20 protein-coding genes and 1 tRNA gene are annotated in these 20,742 nt (G+C 49.6%); 12 read left to right on the top strand and 9 right to left on the bottom strand.

The features are described 5' to 3' along the window. Positions 1 to 2: 2 nt before the first annotated feature. The gene (gene ccmB, locus ACG1VR_RS06500) at positions 3 to 662 is read right to left on the bottom strand and encodes a heme exporter protein CcmB (protein WP_172569341.1); all 660 of its coding nucleotides are present in this window, start codon (positions 660 to 662) and stop codon (positions 3 to 5) included. After that, complete coding sequence (ccmA, locus tag ACG1VR_RS06495) at positions 659 to 1,264, bottom strand: cytochrome c biogenesis heme-transporting ATPase CcmA (RefSeq protein WP_395490500.1); 606 nt, start codon at positions 1,262 to 1,264, stop codon at positions 659 to 661. Before ccmA ends, ccmB begins: the two co-directional genes overlap by 4 nt. 201 nt (positions 1,265 to 1,465) lie before the next feature. Between ccmA and ACG1VR_RS06490 the strand changes: the two genes are divergently transcribed. The 8 genes from ACG1VR_RS06490 to ACG1VR_RS06455 all read left to right on the top strand — a co-directional run bounded on the left by ACG1VR_RS06490 (position 1,466) and on the right by ACG1VR_RS06455 (position 8,134). Next, positions 1,466 to 2,374, top strand: a complete 909-nt coding sequence (locus ACG1VR_RS06490) for a formate/nitrite transporter family protein (protein WP_016537520.1) — start codon at positions 1,466 to 1,468, stop codon at positions 2,372 to 2,374. 105 nt (positions 2,375 to 2,479) lie between these two features. Then, positions 2,480 to 2,554, top strand: a tRNA-Arg gene (locus tag ACG1VR_RS06485). A gap of 311 nt (positions 2,555 to 2,865) precedes the next feature. After that, positions 2,866 to 4,395, top strand: a complete 1,530-nt coding sequence (locus ACG1VR_RS06480; RefSeq protein WP_395490499.1) for an Eco57I restriction-modification methylase domain-containing protein — start codon at positions 2,866 to 2,868, stop codon at positions 4,393 to 4,395. Between the two features lie 15 nt (positions 4,396 to 4,410). Beyond that, on the top strand, positions 4,411 to 5,529 hold the full coding sequence (locus ACG1VR_RS06475; protein ID WP_395490498.1) for a DUF262 domain-containing protein: 1,119 nt from the start codon (positions 4,411 to 4,413) through the stop codon (positions 5,527 to 5,529). Next, positions 5,526 to 6,290, top strand: coding sequence for an MAE_28990/MAE_18760 family HEPN-like nuclease (locus ACG1VR_RS06470; RefSeq protein ID WP_395490497.1), 765 nt, complete (start codon positions 5,526 to 5,528; stop codon positions 6,288 to 6,290). Before ACG1VR_RS06475 ends, ACG1VR_RS06470 begins: the two co-directional genes overlap by 4 nt. A gap of 447 nt (positions 6,291 to 6,737) precedes the next feature. Then, positions 6,738 to 7,064: a hypothetical protein gene (locus ACG1VR_RS06465; protein WP_395490496.1), complete on the top strand. Its 327-nt coding sequence runs from the start codon at positions 6,738 to 6,740 to the stop codon at positions 7,062 to 7,064. A 222-nt stretch (positions 7,065 to 7,286) separates the two neighbouring features. Further along, positions 7,287 to 7,826 (top strand): DUF2058 domain-containing protein, encoded by a 540-nt coding sequence (locus tag ACG1VR_RS06460; RefSeq protein WP_016537521.1) that lies wholly within the window; start codon positions 7,287 to 7,289, stop codon positions 7,824 to 7,826. A gap of 62 nt (positions 7,827 to 7,888) precedes the next feature. After that, positions 7,889 to 8,134: a YmjA family protein gene (locus ACG1VR_RS06455; protein ID WP_395490495.1), complete on the top strand. Its 246-nt coding sequence runs from the start codon at positions 7,889 to 7,891 to the stop codon at positions 8,132 to 8,134. A gap of 65 nt (positions 8,135 to 8,199) precedes the next feature. On the opposite strand, the gene ACG1VR_RS06450 is transcribed toward ACG1VR_RS06455, so the two are convergent. Next, positions 8,200 to 8,898 carry an RluA family pseudouridine synthase gene (locus tag ACG1VR_RS06450; RefSeq protein ID WP_395490494.1) on the bottom strand — a complete coding sequence of 233 codons (699 nt, stop codon included), beginning with the start codon at positions 8,896 to 8,898 and terminating at the stop codon, positions 8,200 to 8,202. A 358-nt stretch (positions 8,899 to 9,256) separates the two neighbouring features. Here ACG1VR_RS06450 and ACG1VR_RS06445 point away from each other — a divergent pair, with 358 nt between their 5' ends. Both ACG1VR_RS06445 and ACG1VR_RS06440 read left to right on the top strand, forming a co-directional pair. After that, positions 9,257 to 9,514: a DUF4160 domain-containing protein gene (locus tag ACG1VR_RS06445; protein WP_016537524.1), complete on the top strand. Its 258-nt coding sequence runs from the start codon at positions 9,257 to 9,259 to the stop codon at positions 9,512 to 9,514. Then, complete coding sequence (locus ACG1VR_RS06440; RefSeq protein WP_395490493.1) at positions 9,498 to 9,746, top strand: DUF2442 domain-containing protein; 249 nt, start codon at positions 9,498 to 9,500, stop codon at positions 9,744 to 9,746. Before ACG1VR_RS06445 ends, ACG1VR_RS06440 begins: the two co-directional genes overlap by 17 nt. Positions 9,747 to 9,850: 104 nt before the next feature. Here the strand turns inward: ACG1VR_RS06440 and ACG1VR_RS06435 are convergent, their stop codons facing one another. From ACG1VR_RS06435 to ACG1VR_RS06425, 3 genes are all read right to left on the bottom strand, one after another. Further along, a complete protein-coding gene (locus ACG1VR_RS06435; RefSeq protein ID WP_395490492.1) occupies positions 9,851 to 11,059 on the bottom strand; it encodes a cytochrome c in 1,209 nt (402 codons plus the stop codon). Between the two features lie 6 nt (positions 11,060 to 11,065). After that, entirely contained in the window at positions 11,066 to 12,970 is a 1,905-nt protein-coding gene (locus tag ACG1VR_RS06430) for an NAD(P)-binding protein (protein ID WP_395490491.1), read from the bottom strand. 154 nt (positions 12,971 to 13,124) lie between these two features. Beyond that, positions 13,125 to 14,552 (bottom strand): gamma-aminobutyraldehyde dehydrogenase, encoded by a 1,428-nt coding sequence (locus ACG1VR_RS06425; protein WP_016537528.1) that lies wholly within the window; start codon positions 14,550 to 14,552, stop codon positions 13,125 to 13,127. 269 nt (positions 14,553 to 14,821) lie between these two features. On the opposite strand from ACG1VR_RS06425, the gene ACG1VR_RS06420 reads away from it, so the two are divergent. Together ACG1VR_RS06420 and ACG1VR_RS06415 are read left to right on the top strand one after the other, a co-directional pair. Then, the gene (locus ACG1VR_RS06420; protein WP_395490490.1) at positions 14,822 to 15,547 is read left to right on the top strand and encodes a FadR/GntR family transcriptional regulator; all 726 of its coding nucleotides are present in this window, start codon (positions 14,822 to 14,824) and stop codon (positions 15,545 to 15,547) included. 23 nt (positions 15,548 to 15,570) lie between these two features. After that, positions 15,571 to 16,263: a cache domain-containing protein gene (locus ACG1VR_RS06415; RefSeq protein WP_395490489.1), complete on the top strand. Its 693-nt coding sequence runs from the start codon at positions 15,571 to 15,573 to the stop codon at positions 16,261 to 16,263. A 24-nt stretch (positions 16,264 to 16,287) separates the two neighbouring features. On the opposite strand, the gene ACG1VR_RS06410 is transcribed toward ACG1VR_RS06415, so the two are convergent. The 3 genes from ACG1VR_RS06410 to ACG1VR_RS06400 all read right to left on the bottom strand — a co-directional run bounded on the left by ACG1VR_RS06410 (position 16,288) and on the right by ACG1VR_RS06400 (position 20,427). Then, entirely contained in the window at positions 16,288 to 17,769 is a 1,482-nt protein-coding gene (locus ACG1VR_RS06410; RefSeq protein ID WP_016537531.1) for an APC family permease, read from the bottom strand. Positions 17,770 to 18,163: 394 nt separating this feature from the next. Continuing rightward, a complete protein-coding gene (locus tag ACG1VR_RS06405) occupies positions 18,164 to 18,925 on the bottom strand; it encodes a LamB/YcsF family protein (RefSeq protein ID WP_016537533.1) in 762 nt (253 codons plus the stop codon). 2 nt (positions 18,926 to 18,927) lie between these two features. Continuing rightward, positions 18,928 to 20,427 carry an MDR family MFS transporter gene (locus tag ACG1VR_RS06400; RefSeq protein WP_395490488.1) on the bottom strand — a complete coding sequence of 500 codons (1,500 nt, stop codon included), beginning with the start codon at positions 20,425 to 20,427 and terminating at the stop codon, positions 18,928 to 18,930. Between the last annotated feature and the right edge of the window lie 315 nt (positions 20,428 to 20,742).

Genomic DNA, 20,742 nt, shown 5'->3' with positions numbered 1-20,742 from the left:
AGTTATTGCACGCTTACCCGCAGTGCCGCTGCGGTGGCAAACGGGCTAAGCGTGGCGCTCCCGGCCAGTAACGCGCCAAGAATAGCCATATAGCCCTCCACCGGCAGATGCATCGAGGCGGCATCCATCGCGGCGGTAGCAAAGATTAGTAGCGGGATTGTCAGCGGCAGTACCAGCAGGCTGAGCAGCACGCCGCCCCGCTTCAGGCCGACCGTTAACCCCACTCCGGGCGCGCCAAGGAAGCTCAAGGTTGGCGTCCCCAGCAGTAAAGTGGCCGCCATCACCTGCCAGCCGTAAAAGTCCAGCCCCAGCAGCAGCGCGGCCAGCGGCGAAAGCAATAACAGCGGCAGCCCGGTCACTACCCAGTGAGCGGTCACTTTCGCCAGCACCACCAGCGGTAAAGGCACCGGCATCAGCATCAGCTGTTCCAGCGAGCCGTCCTGAAAGTCGTCCCGGAATAACCTGTCCATTGCCATCAGCGAGGCCAGCAGCGCCGCAACCCAGATAATGCCCGGAGCAATACGCGCCAGCAGTTGAGGTTCCGGGCCAATGCCCAGCGGGAACAAAGTAATGACAATCAGGAAGAACCACAGCGGGTTGGCGATTTCCGCCCCGCGACGAAACACTACCCGCAGCTCGCGCCAGAAAATACGCCGCATCATTGGACGCTGCCCTGCAAATGGATCTGGCGAACCGCACAGCCGAGCGGCTGATGGCTGGTAAGAACAACCATTCCGCCCGCATCGGCATGCTGGCGCAGGCGCTGAGTTAATTTTTCGATGCCGGTCGCATCCAGCGCGGTAAAGGGTTCATCAAGAAGCCACAGCTTTGCCGTGGAGAGCCACAGGCGAGCGAGCGCGGCGCGGCGCTGCTGCCCGGCGGAAAGTTGGTTAACGGGTAAATCTTCAAACCCGAGCAGCCCAATTTGCTCCAGCGCGTCCCAGCGCTGCGCTTCGGCAACATCGGCATGGAAAAAGGTAAGGTTTTCAAACGGCGTGAGAACGGTTTTGATGCCAGGCTGGTGGCCAATCCACAGCAGGTCACTATGGAATAAATCCCGCTGGCGGCGCAGCGGCTGCGCCTGCCAGAATACATCCCCCTCATCGGCCTGAGCCAGACCGGCAAGAATACGCAGAAGCGTGGTTTTTCCTGCGCCGTTTTGGCCCGCCACCTGCACCATTTCGCCCGGCTCAACGCGAAATGACAGCGCATTGAACAGCGTGCGTTCATCACGCTGGCAGGTCAGTTGTCGGGCTTCTAACATCGGGAGGCGCTCCTTGTCTCAGGTGGCGCCAAGCATATCATATTGCCCCATTTTCTTCAGTCCGCGCCCGCGCTACGGCCTACTCCATTAGAGTTATTCCTGTTACTCAGATCAAAGCAGGGACGATTTTTCCCATTAATCACGAGCAGGAGGCAAAAACCGCTACGCTTAAAAGACCGTTTTCTGACGCGGAACCGCCCAATGGACAAGATTGCAAACGACAAGCTAAGTAAAACCGACGAGCTGGAAGTGGACAGCGAAGAGAACACCAGCGGGAAACAAATTGAGCTGGATGAAGACCGCCTGCCCTCCGGCGCGATGGCTATCCACGAGCATATTCGCCACGACGGGCAGAAAGAGCTGGAGCGGGACGGCATGGCGCTGTTCTGGTCCGCCGTAGCGGCGGGGCTTTCCATCGGCGCTTCATTTCTGGCTAAGGGCATTTTTCACGTTAACCTGGTCGGCGTGCCGGGCAGCTTTTTGCTGGAAAACCTCGGCTACACGTTCGGCTTTATTATCGTGATTATGGCGCGCCAGCAGCTGTTTACCGAAAACACCGTTACCGCCGTGCTGCCGGTAATGCAGCACCCAACGGCCAGTAATTTCTGGCTGCTGATGCGGCTGTGGGGCATTGTGCTGCTCGGCAACATCGTCGGCACCGCGCTGGCGGCGCTGGCTTTTGAATACATGCCAATCTTTGACGAAGCCACCCGCCAGGCGTTCGATGATATCGGCATGAAAGTGATGGAAAACCCGCCGGGCGAGATGTTCGCCAACGCCATTATCTCGGGCTGGATTATCGCCACTATGGTGTGGATGTTCCCCGCCGCAGGCTCGGCAAAAATCTTCGTCATCGTGTTGATGACGTGGCTGGTAGCCCTGGGCGATTTAACCCACATCGTGGTTGGCTCGGTAGAAATCCTCTACCTGGTGTTCAACGGCACGCTGCACTGGAGCGAGTTCTTCTGGCCGTTCGCCCTGCCGACTCTGGCAGGCAATATCTGCGGCGGCACCTTTATCTTCGCGCTCATTAGCCACGCTCAGATCCGCAACGATATGAGCAATAAGAAGAAAGCCGAGGCTAAGCGGAAGCAGGAATCGGAAAGATAAAAGTGTTGCGGCTCGAAGTATGGCGGGTAAATTGTACAGGAATCAGGCAAACAGCACTGTAACCCCTTAACCTGGCGACAAAAGCGGGTATACTACGCCCGCTGCGTTCCCTTAGTTAAATGGATATAACGAGCCCCTCCTAAGGGCTAGTTGCAGGTTCGATTCCTGCAGGGAACGCCATTTGAAGTTGACTATACTTTTAGATAAATTTTATACATTCAAAAGGTTAGGAATTTATAAGCCTTTCAGTATTAATTTACATTCATTGATGGATGGATGGATGGATATCTATCTAAATAATTCCAGTTCAATCCAGCTGACGCAAACCGTTTCCACAATTCAACTTCTCAAGCAATATCTGGTGGAAGAGATTGTTTTATCATTATGATTTAAAAGATATTCCCCAAGTGACTTTCATTTTTCCATGTGCATAAATCGATGAATTTATGAATCAAAAGTGTTACTATTCAAATATTTGAAAACCTACCCTCATGAAACCAGAGAAAAAAGTGCTTAAAGAACAGATAGATACAATCAGAATCGCAGCAAGCTCTGCATTGGATATTAATTTGAAAAGCACTCTAGGCCAATATTATACACCTGCAAGCGTATGCCTGTTCATGTCCTCATTATTTGAAAATTTTAATACTAATGTATCCATTCTTGAACCAGGCTCAGGCTCAGGTTCACTCACACTAGCATTTATTAGTAAGTGTGTTGAATCAGGTTCAATAAATAAAATAGAATCAACTACCATCGACATTGAAAATAAAATCGCCCCATACTTATCTGAAAGTATAAAAATATGCCACAGCATTTGCGACGATAAAAATATTAAATTTAATCATTATCACAAGAACAGTGATTTCATTCTCGATGCATTAGAAAATGACAACCATTACTCACATGTAATAATAAACCCTCCGTATAAAAAGATAAATTCCAAGAGTCTTCATTGGAAGGCTTTAGTTGATATGGGTATAAAATCAACTAATTTATATTCAGCATTCATTCTTTTATCCCTTAAAAAACTAAAAGTTAACGGTGAGCTAGTTGCTATTATCCCCCGTTCCTTTTGCAATGGTGTATACCATAGAGAATTTAGAAAATATCTCATCGAAAATACCTGCATAAAACAAATTCATATATTTAATGACAGGAAAGATATTTTTTCTGGAGAGAAAATACTTCAGGAAAACATTATTATTCATTTAGTCAAAGGACAAACTCAAAGCAAAATAAAAATCAGTTCAAGTCAAACTTCTGATTTTTATTTTGATATTAATCACAATCAGTATAAGACAAAAGACATGACAGTTTATGAAACTGATTTTCATAATATTGTTGACTCATGTGACAGAGAGAGCTTTATTAAAATAGCGGCAAATGAGAAAGAGCAAAATGCAATTAAAAAAATATCTTTCTTCAAAGAAAATTTGCTTAGTTTAGGTTTAAAAATTAGTACAGGTGCAGTTGTCGACTTTAGAGTAAAAGACGATTTAACAAATGAGACTTGTGATGATTCATGTGCTTTAATATATTCAACACATCTAAAGAAAACAATACACTGGCCTTTAAAGGCCAAAAAACCTAATGCAATAAAAATATCAAAATCGTCAATCAATAGTCTGTGGAAAAATAATGGGAGTTATATAATATTACGCAGATTTTCTCCAAAAGAAGAAAAACGTAGATTGGTTGCAACTTACTATGATGGCTCATTGCCTGGAGAGTTAATTGGCTTTGATAACAAATTAAATATTATTCATTACGACAAAACTGGGATTGATGAATTAATAGCCAAAGGATTATATGTATATCTTAACAGCAGTGTCTTAGATGATTACTATAGACTATTTGGTGGAAATACTCAGGTAAATGCAACAGATATCCGTCATTTACCTTTCCCTTCAATTGAATCATTGAAAAGAATGGGAGCAAAAATGCAAACCTTAGATATTACTCAGGAACAATTAGACAATATTTTAAATGATGAACTCATTATATCAAAACTAAATTAATCTCGGGATAATTGTATGAACATCATAGAACAACTTAATACTGAAATATCAAATGGCCGTAATGAAATAAAAACAGATAGCCTAAGCATGTCAATAGGTGAAATAATAAATTTATATTATGAAAAAGATATTGAATTAGCCCCAGCTTACCAACGACTATTTCGTTGGAAAGATGATCAAAAATCACGTTTCATAGAGTCTATAATTTTAGGAATACCCTTACCACCTATTTTTGTGGCTCAAAAAGAGGATGGAACTTGGAGTGTTGTTGATGGTTTACAACGCTTATCAACTATACTTCAGCTCACCGGTGTACTTAAAGAAAAGAACGAATTTGGTCAATATGACAATGTAAAAAAGTTAAAATTAACTACAACAAAAAAGCTTCCTTCTTTAGAAGGTTTGACTTGGGATGATTTAACCGACGATATTAAAAGATTAATTAAAAGATCGAAGTTAAATATAAATATAATTCTAACTGAAAATAGCATTCAAGCTCAATATGAATTATTCCAAAGACTTAACACCGGTGGTTCACACCTTGAACCTCAAGAAATTAGAAATTGTTTAATTATTATGACTGATAATGATTTCTATAAAAAAATAAACAACCTTAAAAGTCATCCATCTTTTGATAAATCATTATCTCTCAAAGATAACAAAGTAAACATTGAATATCCTATGGAGTTAATCCTTCGTTACTTTATCTTAAAACACAATTCCATTTCATTTGATAAATACAAAATCCAGAACGCTCTCCTAAGTGATTTCATTGATAACGAAACATTAGAATTAATTTCTGATAAAAACTTCGATATTGACAATGAAATATCAATATTCAAAAGAACTTTTGACTTATTATATGCTCATATGGGTGACAATGCATTTAAGAAATTAAATACAGAAAAAAATCAATTTGAAGGGGCGTTTAATAGTACAAGTTTTGAAGCAATAACACCAGGCGTTGCAAAAAACATTGATAAGTTAGAGAAAATGGACTCTAAGGAATTTGAAGAGTTAATCGCTAATATTTATAAAGAGCCTGCCTTTTTAGATTACTCAAAAAGAGGGACTAAAGCGTTATCAAGAATAAAAGGAATTATATCATTTTCAAATGAGTATTTTTCAAGATGAAAACACCACAGTTAGAAACATATTTAGAAGATGATTTGGCTTGGCGAAAAAAAGAGATATCATCATTGATTCTTATTGCAGAAAATAATGACAACCCAGTATTGCTAAAATCAGTAATACTTCTTTTATACGCCCACTGGGAAGGATATGTTAAAAAAAGCAGTAAAACTTATCTTAAATACATAGCAGAGCTTAAATCCTCTGTGGGTGAATTAACTGAAAACTTCAAAGCGGTGGCTCTAAAATCAATTATATTCCAATGTATTGAAAATTCGGAGTCTCTAAGCCTTCATAATGAGTTGACCATAATGAATAAAATGGGCAATCTAGATAACATGCGCTTTAAGCTTGATATAGATGTTGATAATGATTTACAAAAATGTGTAATAGATACAAAGCACAACCTATCCCCCAGGATATTCAAAAACATTATATCCATCATAGGCCTTAACTATAAACCGGAGTTTGAGTCGAAGGAAGGGCATATCAACAAACATCTTTTAGCCAATAGAAATTTAATTGGTCATGGTGGGAGATATCAGGACAAGGAAGAGGATGAGTTCATCCTTAATATAAGAGAAATAAAAAAACTAAGGGACATTGTTTTTATTATAATAGATAATTTAAAGGATGAGATCATTGAATATGCATCAAAGCAATATTATCTTTCATCTAAAAAAAATGAATGCGATGAATTTCTCAAAAAACAGAGTGTTGAAATATCAATGCTATTATCTAAAATAGATGAAACATATAAATAAAAAGATGCATTTATAAACATCATTGTTGACAAGCGCATTATTATTCACGAAAAACACGACTAAGAAAAAATCATTATGCATATCAATTTATTATAGTATTCAATTACATCTTTATTTCACGATTATCCGAGGCACCTCGCAATTCAAGAAACTAGCAAAACATGGTTATTGATCCAGTAGTTTTTGGGGAGGATAATTGCTTCACATCCACAAAACTGGATGTTCCGGATTGGCGTTCGGTCAACTAAAGACGATAATACACGACTTGATGTAAGTATTGTCGAGATCGGTCCCCCCAAATAATGGTGGGCTGATTGTGGAGTTCTCTTCGGGGAACGCCGGGTTTAACCTTTGACCGGTACGCCAATCTGTGATCAGCTCACCACCATTAGCTTGGCGTCTTTTGGTGGCGATTAGTCCTTACTTACACCAAAGGTAACAAAGATTATGGAAAATCACATATCCCCACCCACCATCACCGCAGTCAATTCCCTTAGCGATCTGCTTGTCCCGCCGTCCATGCTCGATGAACAAGCTGCTGGCCAGGCTATTTGGCGGCTGCGCAAATATATAGATGGGCTGCTCGGTGGCTTAGAGTTTACCGGCAACCGGGTGTACGACCTGAGCGAAACGGAAGAGTATGCGCTCGATCAGGGAGAGGCCTTCAACGTCGGAGAGTTTGTCGAGAGTACCGCCCAGGTGACTCAGGTTCTGACTCAGTATCTTTTTGAGATCTACCTGAACCAGACGCTTGATGAAGGTAAAAAGCACTAATCCCTTTATTGGCGGGCAAACAGCCCGCCTCTTTTGCCTGAAGGGGTTCACGGAGTGAACTGTATGGCTATTTACCTGAGATGTGATGAGCAGAACCTGTGGGTTGAGCAGGGCGACGGTGCGGGTTCTCTTTGTCTCAAACGCAGGCGGAGGTAACCTGGCACAGTTAAGGCTGTTAAGGGTATAATCCCGGGAATTATTTAATCAGCCCTGAAGAAAATCATGACAAAACTCACACTACAAGAGCAGATGCTTAAAGCTGGATTAGTCAGCAGTAAAAAGATGGCTAAGGTGCAGAGAACAGCTAAAAAATCACGCGTTCAGGCTCGTGAGGCGAGAGAGGCCGTTGAAGCCAATAAACAGGCTCAGGTTGAGCGTGATAAAGAGCTGAGCGAGCAGCAGAAGCAGGCCGCTATCGCAAAAGAGTATAAAGCTCAGATTAAACAGCTGATTGAAATGAACAGAATTGTTATTTCGAGGGGCGATATTGGCTATAACTTCACGGACAATAACTTAATTAAAAAAGTTTACGTCGATAAGACAACTCAGGCTCAGCTAACCAACGGCCGCCTGGCCATTGCTCGCCTGGTTTCGGACAAGAATCCTGAAGGCGAATACGCAATTATTCCCGCCATTGTCGCGGATAAAATCAAACAGCGTGATGCCAGCTTTATCGTATTAAGCAGCGAACTCACCCAGGATGCAAAAGACGAAGACGACCCGTACGCTGACTTTGTCGTGCCTGACGATTTGATGTGGTAAGCGGGTTTTACCGGCCTTCAATGACTTAGCAGCAGCCCCGGACATTAACTTAGAGACGACTTATGAATAATGAAGTACCGCTGAAATTCTATGACATCGCGGATGAGTATTCGACCGAAACCGCAAAACCGGTTAGCGAGGAAGAACGCGATCGCCTGGCGCACTATTTCCAGTTGCTGATTACCCGCCTGATGAACAACGAGGAAATCAGCGAAGAAGCGCAGAAAGAGATGGCGGCTGAAGCCGGTATCGACGAGCAGCGCATCGATGAGATTGCAGAATTCCTGAACCAGTGGGGCAACGAGTAGCCTCCCCTGAGGCTATTTCCGTAGCGCCGCCTATTATCTGGCGACGGCACTTGATGCTGCCGTCTTCAGAACGGGCTGGCGTGACGAGCTTTGATCTCTTCCCCGCTAACGGGATGCACAAAATGAAGTTCGCTGGCGTGCAGCATTAGCCGTGGCGTGTGTTCCGTGCCGGGCTGCAAAAGACCGCCGTACAGGTCGCAGCCTAATATCGGGTGGCCCAGTTGCTGGCAGTGAATGCGGAGCTGATGAGTTCGCCCGGTCTCCGGCGTGAGCTGTACCCGCGTCAACGGCAATAAGGTTCCCTCCCCTGACTCTCGAGAAAACCGCTCAACAACCCGATAGCGGGAACGCGCAGGCTTGCCATTGATAGCGCAAATCGACATCAGCGGAAACAGCGCCGGGTCTTTGGCAATCGCCCCATCTATTACCCCTTCGTCATCATTCAGATGCCCGCAGAGCAGCGCGCTGTACACTTTATTCACCGAACGCTGGCTGAACTGCTGGCACAGCGCGGCATTAATAGCCTTATTGAGCGCAACCACCATCAGCCCGGAAGTCCCGAAATCAAGCCGGTGAACCAAAGTGCAGCCGGGGAATAACTTCACCAGTCGATAATGCACTGAGTCGAGATTTTGTGGGTTTTTCCCGGAGAGGCTCAGCAGCCCTGCGGGCTTGTTGATAAGTAGCAGGTGCTCGTCCTGATAAAGGATCTCTATCTCTTCGCGGCACGGTGGGGCAATAAAAGTATCAACAATGGTAGACATCAGGCTGCCCGGCTGGAGAGTGGGTGCGGATGATAACGAATTTTCAGCCGACAGGCGAATCCGGTTGGTACAGCTGCAGCCAGATTTTACCCCCATGACTGCGACATAATTTATCGAGGCATCGCGCAATTACTCAAACCCACATCATCTGGTGATTGATCCAGTAATTTACAGGAGGATAATTGCTTCACATCCACAGCAGTTAATATTCCGACCTGGCATTCGGAAACTTTATTTCAACCCGATTTTCGAGGTTAAAAGAGAGAATCATATCTGTGCAGCGAGCCGGATGTCCGTCAGCCTCTAATTTCACAAATCTGATTGCCTGCAAAGAAATGATGAAATGTGAACTCAAAGCATGGAGCACTTTTTTATGCCTGTCATACTACGGATCAAAGGGTATATTTTCTTCTTCTATTCCAATGAAGGAACACCACGGGAACCCAAACACATTCATGTTCGGAATACTGATGCTGAAGCCAAATTCTGGTTAATTCCTTTTGTTACCCTCGCACGTAATGCTGGTTTCAGCCCCAGGGAACGAAATGAATTAGAAAATTACGTTAAACAGTATCGCAAATTATTTATAGAGGCCTGGTATGGCTATTTCAGCTAAACACCTGAGATTTGATGAGCAAAAAATGTGGGTTGAACTGAGCGATAGGCGCACTCTCGGCATCCCGCTGGATTGGTTTCCAAAGCTACTTAATGCCAGCCATCAACAGCGTAGCGAATACGAGTTAAGCACCCACGGCATTCACTGGGACGCACTCAACGAAGATATTTCGGTGGAGGGGCTGCTGGCGGGGCACGGCGATGCAACATGTCGCCCATACGATGCAGCCTGAAAGCCCTGATGAATCACGTTAACAGGCAAGGCGACGTTATTTGCCGGCAGCCAAAAGCAAAGGGGCCATAACGGCCCCATTCGGTCACAGATAAATTAGCGAAGTTATTTAGCTTTCTCTTCGCCGACAATCTTCTGCACTTCAGCCTCGGTAGCTGCCGGAGCGCCATTGCCCCAGGAGCCGCGCACGTAGTTCACTACGTCAGCCATCTCTTTGTCCGACAGCAGGCCTTTGTAGCCCGGCATCATAAACGGGATAGTGCCCTGGGTTTGCGGGGTGTGCGCCCCGTCAGCGATTACGCGGATCAGCGAGGACGGATCTTTCGCCATTACCGCAGAGTTGCCCACCAGCGACGGGACGTTGTAATCGGTGCCCTTCCCGTCCGGGCTGTGGCAGGTAGAGCAATAGCGCATATACAACGTTTTACCGTCGGACGGCTGAGAAAACACGGCGGCGTTAACCGGAGCAGCCTCTGCTTTTTGCGGTTTAAAATTAGCGATATAGAGCGCAATAGCTTCCAGGTCAGAATCGGTCAGATATTGTGTACTCTGGGTAACGACTTCGCCCATCGGCCCGGCAATAGCATGGTGCTGGCTTCTGCCCTTGCCCAGCAGGTCTTTCACCTCCTGAGTGGACATATTCATGCCGCGCAGAGAAGGAGCATACCAGCCATCGATCATCGCCCCGCTCAGGAACTCCGGGCTGGAATCATCGTAACCTTTTTCCTGCATGGCTAATCCGCGCGGCGTGTGGCAGGCGCCACAGTGGCCTGGCCCCTGCACCAGATAGGCTCCACGTTTGATTTTCTCCGCGTTATCGCCGCTTGCCTCAACGACTACTCCGCCGGACTTTACTTCATCCACAAAAAGGCCATTCCACACGCGCAGTGGCCAGCGCGCCGAAAGCAGCAGCGGAATGTCGTTCTGTTTATTGGCGGTCGCCGCCGGTGTAACTTCTTTCATAAAGTAGTCGTACAGCGCCTTTATATCCTCGTCGGTCATTTTGGCGTAGGAAGGATAAGGCATCGCCGGGTAGAGCGCGTGGCCGTCTTTGGCTATGCCCTGGCGAACCGCTTTATCAAAATCTTTGTAGCTGTAGTTGCCGATACCGTTGGTTTTATCCGGCGTGATGTTAGTGGAATAAATATCCCCCACCGGCGTGGAGAACTTTTTGCCTCCGGCCATTGCCGTCCCGCCGTCTACCGTATGGCAGGCTACGCAGTCCGAAGCGCGCGCCACGTATTCACCGTGCGAGACAGCGGCAAAACCGCTGGCGGAAAAAATCAGTGAGATAGCCGCTAAAATCTGTTTCATGTCTGGTTACCCCATCGCCACAAGTTCATTAACCGCGCGCCACGCCTGGTCAATTGCCGCGTGGGCGTAAGCGCTCCAGTCCGAGTCGGAGTTCGCTATCGTGATTCGGCCAATCGGCTGGCGGGCGCGGCTGATAATCTCGGGCATTTTCTCCATATCATCGCTTAATGAGTTAGCGTAATAGGCGTAACCGTGCGCCCAGCGGTTCACCGTAATGGCCGCTATATCACGCTGACTATCAAACCCGGTATGGCCCAACATTTCCTGTAGCTGGGAACGAATCATCTCTTCGTGGGCTTCAAAAGTAGATCCTAACAGGAAGGCGCGGCCCCGGCGGAACTGCTCGCGCGGCGACATATTGCTGCCTGGATAGGTCGGGACATACACCATATGAATGCACATCGGGTCGTCCGGCGTTTTCGGATGATGGTAGTCGCCCATGCTCACCGGGTAATCGAGTTTTACGCGGCTGTACGGAGCGGCCGGGGAATAGAATTCATGCACCCCGGTATTTTTAAACGCACGCCAGTTATTGACCACCACGTTGGTATAAACCAGCGGCGCTTTCACGTTAAGGCGCAGATCTTCTTTCTGCTGCTCCGGCATCTCCGGCACGAGGTACGGGATCATCATGTTGTAGCCCGCCATAACGGCGTTGCGGCTCTTCACCCGGTGCAGCTTCCCGCTTTGGTTATTGATGTAGCTCACCATCACGCCGCTATCGGTATTGGCCGCGTTGATAACGCTGCTGTTCAGGCGGATCCGCGTGCCGTTTTCCGGGGTATCCAGCAGCTCGTAGTGCAGCCTTGCGGTGACGGAGTCTTCCATCGTGCTACCCGGCAATGCTTGCGGAATAAGCTTTCTCACCATCAGGCGAGTCAGCCCGGCATTACCGTCCGGGAAGTGATATGTGTACGGCTGTTCGAGATCGGCCAACGCTTCGCCGTCCAGCGGCGGGAGGCCCATCGCCTCCATACCCGGCAGCGCGCAGGCGCGGGCATCGCTACAGCTCACGCCTTCAATCCCGATGGCGAAGAAGTCGTTGGTACGCTGCTGGAAGTACATCAGCGCCATTTTGCTTAAGCCGACTTTCTTCTCGAGGAATTCGTGGTAGCTGTGGGCGTCCAGCCACTCGGTTTTCTGCTCTACGCTCATCCCTGCGAGGTAATCAGACGGGTTAACGTGCAGGTCCAGCAACGCCTTGCGATCTGCCTCGCTAAGCGGGAAGTCATTGATAAAGGCTTCGATGCTGCGGCCATTTAGCCTGTCCGGCGGAATATCGTCGGAAACCGCGCGGCCAGGATCGCCGCTGACGATTTTGGTTTCGCCAAAGTTCTTTTTATCAAAAAACACGCCACGGCTCAGGTTGTTATCCGGGTAAAAGTTAGCATCAAAACTGCTTTTCATGCGCGTGATGCTGACGCCGAGGGAATCCATCAGGCCGTGAACCACCGGGCTGAAGTTACTGTTCGGCGACTGGAAAGACTCGCTGCCGCCGTAGCCGAGCAGGGTTTTGCCGCCGACGTTGAATTCGTTACGTTTGGCATGCCCACCGAAGTCGTCGTGGTTATCGAGCACCAGGATTTTTGCATCCTTGCCCATTTTCTCGCGCCAGAAGCAGGCAGCCGCCAGGCCACTGATACCGCCGCCGACAATCACCAGGTCATACTCTTCTTCTGGCGGCAGTTTGCTGAAGTCGAATTTTTCGTGCTCGCGGCCAAGGGCGTGCGCCATTTCGAACGAGCCGGGGTGGTTGCCGCGTAGCCCGGTTAATAGCGGAGGATAGTAATCTGCATTAAGGGCGGCGCTGCCCGGCACTTTGCCGGTAGCCCTCACCAGTTCCAGAGGCGTTAAGCCAGAGACAATTGCAATTGCCATCCCGTTAAGAAAATCACGTCGGGTAATAGACATAGAGAGCCTTTTTTATCAGTCTTATAGATATATCTTTACGAAATGATAACAAATGATTTCCGCCGCTGCGATAGCACCCGCGGCCAATCCCCCGCCTGAACCGGGGGTTGGCGCTTTATTAAGCTCTTTAGCCCAGCGCTAACTTCCCCAAACCTTATTCGGTGATGTCGCACATGATGTGTTTGATGCGGGTGTATTCGTCGAGCGAGTAGGAAGAGAGATCTTTGCCGTAGCCGGATTTTTTAAATCCTCCGTGAGGCATTTCGGCGCACAGCGGAATATGGTTGTTGATCCACACCGTACCGAAGTCGAGACGGGTGCTGAACCGCTGCGCCCGGCTGTGGCTGCTGGTCCAGACGCTGGCAGCCAGGCCATATTCCACATCATTGGCCTGGCTAAGGGCTTCTTCCTCACCGGAAAACGACTGGATGGTCATCACCGGGCCAAAGACCTCATGCTGAATGGCCTCATCATGCTGCTTAAGCCCGGAGATGATTGTTGGCTCAAAATAGAAGCCCGGCCCCGCGCCCTTTTTGCCGCCGGTTTCTATTTTAGCGTGCGCCGGCAGCCGCTCGATAAATCCCGTGACCTGCTTCAGCTGGTTGCTGCTGTTCAGCGCTCCGTACAGCGCATCGCGGTCGTCGGGCTGACCAAATGTTATCGTTTTGGTTTTCTCAATGAGCTTCTCAAGGAAGGCGTCATACGCTGACTCTTCAACGATTATGCGCGTAGCCGCCGTGCAGTCCTGCCCCGAGTTGGAGAATCCTGCGGCGGTAATAACCTCCACGGCTTTGCTCATGTCCGCATCGGCAAAAACCACCACCGGCGCTTTGCCGCCCAGCTCTAAGTGCGCTTTGGTCAGGTTAGCCGCCGCAGAGGCAGCAACCTGTAGCCCTGCGCGCACCGAACCGGTTATCGACACCAGCGAGGCCTCGGGATTTGAAACGACCAGCGACCCGGTTCCGGCTTTGCCCAGCACCACGTTGAACGCGCCCTGCGGGAAAATCGGTGCGGCGATTTCGGCCAGCATCAGGGTACTGATTGGCGTGGTGTCGCTGGGCTTGAGCACCACGGTATTACCGGCCGCAAGCGCCGGGGCGATTTTCCATACCGCCATCATAAACGGGTAGTTCCACGGCGTAACCTGGCCGACAATACCCAGCGGTTCACGGCGAAGGGTGGAGGTAAACCCGGCGGTATATTCCCCGGAAGCTTTGCCTTCAAGGCAGCGTGCCGCTCCGGCAAAGAAGCGGATGGCATCGCAGGAGGCGGCGATTTCATCCCTTTCGATAAAGTGTTTTAGCTGCCCCGTCTCCTGGCTTTGCACGTCCACCAGGCGCTCAACGTTGCGCTCAATCTCGTCTGCCAGTTTCAGCAAAGCGCGCTGCCTTTCAGACGGCAAAGAGTGTTTCCACACCGCGAAAGCTGCTTTCGCCGCCGCGTAGGCCTGGTCCACTTCCGCCGCCCCGCCGTCGGGCGACTGAGCATAAACCTCGCCGTTAACCGGGCTGACCAGGTCGAATAACGCATTCTGCTCGCCCGCCACGTAGCGCCCGTTGATGAAATGCTTCAGGATTTGCATCGCCTTCTCCTCAGATTAAACATAAACAATATTATGTAATATCTTTTTATGAGCAATCTTTCAATCCGCTTGTTTTAGCAACATGATTGGCATCTCAATTTAACAATATTTTCACACAAACATCCGCAGCTTCCGCCGTTCAAACCCGGCTTACCCGCGTATGAAAGCGTAAAGCTCCTGGTTCTGGCAGGGCGGCCAGCGCCTTTCTTAAAAGGTCGTCCTGTGCTATCAATAACCGTTGATTCAGGGACTTTAAATCAGAGATTAATATGATTACTCATGCAGTAATATTCGCACCTATAGGACAGGCAAGTCGCTCCGATCAGATTGTGCAGCGACTTTCAAATGCAATTATTACTGGTTTGCTTGAGGCCAATGAGCAGCTTCCGAATGAGGCCGATCTTGCCAAAATGATGGGCGTTTCACACATTACTATCCGTGAAGCCTTAAATACCCTGCGGGCAAATAATTTAATCCATACTATTCGTGGCCGTAACGGCGGCAGCTTTGTTTGCGAAAACAGCGGTGAATTTAATACCACCCTGCACCCTTTTAAGGCCATCAGCTCCGACTATATTTCCGACCTGGGTGAAATGCATTGCGCCATAATAAGCCATAGCGCCAAACTGGCTTCCCGCAGAATGACGCCCGCCGATATTAACCGGCTGCGTGACTTTATTGAGGAGCTAAAAACGGCCACCACACCGGAGATGAAGACCCAGGCCGATATGCGCTGCCTGCTGGCGCTTGCCGCCAGTTCCCAGTCCGCCAGGCTCGCCAACCAGGAGTTGCTGCTACAGGCCGAGTGGGCTTCGCTGGTCGCCATTCTTTACCGTTCTGAGGCTATTCATCGCGAAGTTATCGATCTTTATACCGAGCTGATTAACGCTCTGGAAAACCATGATGAGCACGAAGCCGTGAGATTAGCCACGCAGCTAATCGACACCTTCACCCTTTATCTTATTGAAAATAAATTAAAATATAAATTCAGCTGACAACAACAAACGCGGGCATAAATATGATCTTACCCTCATCGCTGCTACCCTTTACCCGTAAAATTGACGACATCATTAACTCCACCATCGAAGCCACCGTTAGCCTTGCGCACGACATAGAGTCCGCCCTCGGCGAGTTTCGCGGCCACGACCTGAAGCTGCTGCTTGACCCGGCGGTTAAAAAGATGATTCAGGAGCACATCAAAGAGACGCTGAATAATACCGTTTACTGTTCCGGCTCCGGGTTTGCCAGCCATATTGAAGCCAGCCCGGATAATAAAGAATTCTGGCTTCTGGAGTGGTGGTATAAAAAAGCAGACGGGGTTAACAAGGTCAATCTCGACCTGGATCAGGCTACCCAGCAGCGGCTGGATTTCAGAACCTTTGAATGGTTTAAACGCGCGCCGGAGCACGGTAAAGCCTATATTCACGGCCCGTATGTTGATTACGTCTGTAATACCTCGTACACGCTAACTTCAGCGATGCCGGTTTATTTTAATCAGCGCTTTGTTGGCGTTGCTGCGATTGATCTTTTAGTTAGCCAGGTGGAAGAAGAGTTACTCCCGCTATTCAATAACCATAAAGTTGTCCTGACTAATATTGATAAGCGAATTATTTTCTCTTCCTGGCCGAAATACCGGGTGGGCGATCTGTTCAACACCGGCGATGTACAACCGGTGTATCAAAGCGATTATTGCACGCTGTACGAGGTGTAAAAAAAGGGCCATCAGGCCCTTTTCCTAATACTCCCGCGAAAGTTTTAGCTTATCCGCATATTCAATCGCATCATTTTCCGGGGCATCTGAATGACCGAACGGCCTGGCCAGCGCCATATACGCCAGCCCGGAGCCGACAATCAGCGCCAGCCCGACCAGTACCGTCCAGCGGTCGATAAAGTTTGTGCTGTCCGCAGGCTGAGCCAGCAGCCAGATACCGCCTATGCCGTAGGCCAGCGCCAGCACGTTCACCGGCATTCCCCACGAGCCCAGCGTCCATTCCCCGGCCGGTTTCCAGCCCTTCAGGCGCTGGCGCAGCGCGGCCAGAATCACCATCTGGAAGGAAATGTAGATCCCGATAACCGCGAAGGCGGTAATGCGGGAAAGATTATCCGGCTGGAAGTAGACCCAGACGCAAATCACCATCGGCAGCAGGCAGCTCACCAGCATCGCATTATCCGGCACGCTGTGCTTTGAGATCTTCGCCAGCCATTCGCTACCCGGCAGCATTTTGTCGCGAGAGAAGGAGAAGATCAGGCGGCTTAGCGCGGCCTGAAGCGACAAAATACAGGACAGCATCGCCACGACGGCAATCACGATGAAGAGAGTTGCGCCCTTCTCGCCCAGGGCATCATTAAGAATCGCCGGGATCGGATCGGCTATTTTGCCGTTTACGATGTTCATCAAGTCCGGGGAAGACAGCAGATAGCCGAGGATCGATATCACCGCCGAAATAGCCCCGAACACGATGCTGAGGATCATCGCTACCGGGATTTTACGCCCTGGGTTTTGCACCTCTTCAGCCACGTTGCCGCAGGCCTCAAAGCCAAAAAACATAAACAGGCCCATCAGCGAAGCGGACATAAAAGCGGTGCCGTAGCTGCCGTCTTTCGCCAGCGCACCCATTGCGTCAAACACCACCGAAAACGGCTGGCTGCGGTGGAAAATAAGCAGGTAAATACCCAGCGCAATCACGCTGATGATTTCGCACCAGAAGCCGAAGCGGGCCACTCTTGCGAGGTTTTTAGTCCCGGACATATTCACGCCCATCATGATTGCCAGCAGCACGACCGAAGTAAGCAACATGGCAATGGGCGTATCGCCGTAGTGGAACAGCGAAGCCACGAAGGTGGAGGTGTATTCGACGATTGAGGTAATCGTCACCACCAGCGCCCAAAGGTAAATCCACGCCGCAATCCAGGCGTATTTCTTGCCCCAGAGCCTTCTGGCCCACGGATATAATCCGCCGGTTATCGGGTACTGCGAAGCGACTTCGCCGAACACCAGCGCCACCAGCAGCTGGCCGCAGGCGGCAATCAGTATCCACCAGATGGCGGGTGGCCCGGCGAGGGTGATCGCCAGCGCAAACAGGGAATAAACGGCGGTCAGCGGCGAGAGATAGGTAAACCCTAGCGCAAAGTTGGAGACCAGCCCGATGGAGCGGTTGAACTGCTGGCCCTTCTCCGGCGGCGGTACGGTACTTTTTGTAGCAGATGTCTGTTCCATATGTCTTTCTCTTTAGGGGGCATAGTTGCAGGCAATGGCTACATTTTATAAAACATAATAAGTTATATGTATATTGCGCCTTGTCACAAAGTTGTTAAATATAATGTTATTTTATTGTTAACCGAAAAAGACAAAAGAAAATGGAATGGATTGTATGGAGGGAGAATAAGGGGCTATTTCAGCTGCCAGAATCCGCTGCGGGCCGCGCCAATCCGCGAAAGGCGGCCTTTGTGCTGGAGCGTTTTTAAATTACGTTCGACGGTGCGGGTAGTTAACCCGGTAAGCCCGAATATTTACTCACCGGGAATGTTTCTCCGACATTTATACCGACATTTACTCCGACATTTACTCCGACATTTACTCCGACATTTTCTCCGACATTCCACGGTCGTTATCAGGCGAAAGGCTGAATAGCTATGCCCCGGGACTCAAACACTCTGCGGATTTCGCCCGCCATAGCGATGGCTCCGGCGCTGTCTCCGTGGACGCAGATAGACTCGGCTTCAATGGGCGTAAATTGCCCTTCGATTGACTCGATGCCGCCTTCGGTAATCAGCCGGAGCATACGCGCTGCAACCTGCCCGGCATCGTGTAAAACGGCTCCCGGCTCGCGCCTTGAAACCAGTGAACCATTGGAGTGATAAGCCCTGTCGGCAAAGGCCTCGGCGATGGTTTTCACCCCTTTTTGCTGCGCCCATTCCAGCAGCGGCGAGCCTGCCAGCACCACCAGCGGAAGAGCCGGGTCAACAGCCAGCATGGCATCAAGCACCGCATCGGCCTGGCGTTTGTTGTCGGCAATAGTGTTATACAGCGCGCCGTGCGGCTTCACATAACGCACGCTTGTTCCCGCCGCACGCGCCAGCCCCTGCAACGCCCCAATTTGGTAAATAACATCTGCCGTCAGTTCATCACTGGCGATGTCCATATTGCGCCGCCCAAATCCAACGAGATCCGGATAAGCCACATGAGCACCCACGGTTACGCCCCGCTCTTTTGCCGCACGGAGCGTTTCCAGAATGCCCGCAGGCGACCCGGCATGAAACCCGCAGGCCACGTTCGCGCTGCTGACAATTTGTAAAATGGCGGCATCGTCACCCATCGCCCACTGGCCGAAGCTTTCGCCTAAATCACTGTTTAAATCGACTCTTTTTTTCATCGTTATCCCTTACGCAGTGGTTCATTTTTCATAAATAGCGCCAGCACGAACCCCAGCACGATCACACTCGCCGCAATAATAAACACCGAGTGAATAGCCGACCCGAAGGCCTGAAGATAATCGTTACGGATGGCCTCCGGCAAGTGGTGCACCGCTTCTGCTCCCAGCTGGCGAGGAAGCTGAGTGCCTTCGGGGATCAGGGTTTCAAGATTGCTGCGCAGAACCGAGGTAAACACCGCGCCGAATGCAGCGACGCCGATAGAACCGCCGATAGAGCGGAACAGCGTCGCGCTTGAGGTCGCCACGCCGATAAGCTTCAGCTCCACGCTGTTTTGCACCGCCAGCACCAACACCTGCATCACCATGCCGAGGCCAAGCCCCAGCAGCGCAACATACAGATAAAGCGTGTGCAGCGGCGTATCCAGTTTCAGCGTGCCCAGCAGCGCCATCGCGATAAAGCTCAATAGCGTGCCGAGTATCGGGAAAATACGGTAGCGGCCAATTTTGCTGATGATACGCCCGCTGATAATCGAAGTCAGGAGCAGGCCACCCATCAGCGGCAGCATCTGCATCCCGGCCTGAGAAGGCGTGGAAAATTTCACCACCTGCAAATAGAGCGGCAAAAAGGTCATCGAGCCGAACAACGACATGCCGATGATAAAGCCCACCAGGCAGCTGATTAAAAAGGTGCGATTGCGAAACAGATGCAGCGGGATAATCGGCTCCACCGCCAGCCGTTCTTCATAGATAAAGCCGCCAAGCGTGACCGCAAAAAAGGCGAAAATACACCAAAGCTGCGGGTCCGACCAGGCCAGTACCGTTCCGCCTTCGCTGGTAAAGAGGATCAGGCTGGTCAGAGAAAGCGTGAGGTAGCCCGCGCCAAGGAAGTCTATCTGGTGGCGAATGCGCGCGGTCTGGGACCTCAGCACCGTGCCGATGACCAGCAGGGCAAAAATCCCCAGCGGCAGGTTAATGTAAAAAATCCAGCGCCAGGAGAAATGCTCCACCAGAAAGCCGCCGATCAGCGGGCCAATTACCGTTGCCAGGCCAAATACGCCACCAAACAGCCCCTGATATTTACCGCGCTCCGAAGGCGGAATAACATCGCCCACCGCCGCCATTGTGACCACCAGCAGCCCGCCGCCGCCCAGTCCCTGCAGAGCACGCATCAGAATAAGCTGCGTCATATTCTGGGCGAGGCCACACAGCGCGGAGCCAAGAAGAAACAGTGCGATAGCCGTTTGCAGCACCACCTTGCGCCCCAGCAGATCGCCAAATTTTCCGTACAAAGGCACAACAATTGTTGAAGCCAGCAGGTAGGACGTGACGACCCAGGAAAGGCGGTCCAGCCCACCCAACTCGCTGACGATGGTCGGCAGCGCCGTGGAAACAATAGTCTGGTCAAGCGCGGCTAAAAGCATCACCAGCATAAGCGTGCCAAAAAGCAGGCGAACGGAAGTGGTCTGCGGCGAGCCGGTTGATGCGGTTTCGGAGGTTGTCATTGCCTGCTCACTAAAAGGGGAAGCGGATTCACCCGGAATATTTTATGGAATAACTGAGCATACACTCAGGCTTAGCGCCCGGACTGTATCAAAACTCTGAAACACCACTTTAAACGTTGGCGACCTGCCCAAATGCCCGCCAGCATTTGTGTTCCTCTTATTCAGAAAAAATACCCGATTTTTCTTATCTTCGTGAAAAATTCACAAAATATATTGTCAGTAAAAATACTTATTTCACGTCAAAAATAATCATTAATTATTCAGATTAACACAATGATTTTTATCGCTTTTAAACCCTTTCATAGCCACACCATC

The organism is Cedecea davisae (assembly GCF_044095835.1).
In the GTDB taxonomy this organism is placed as follows: Bacteria; Pseudomonadota; Gammaproteobacteria; order Enterobacterales; family Enterobacteriaceae; genus Cedecea; species Cedecea davisae.
Note: the sequence above shows the minus strand (reverse complement) of the source record. Positions and strands in the feature narration are given on the sequence as shown.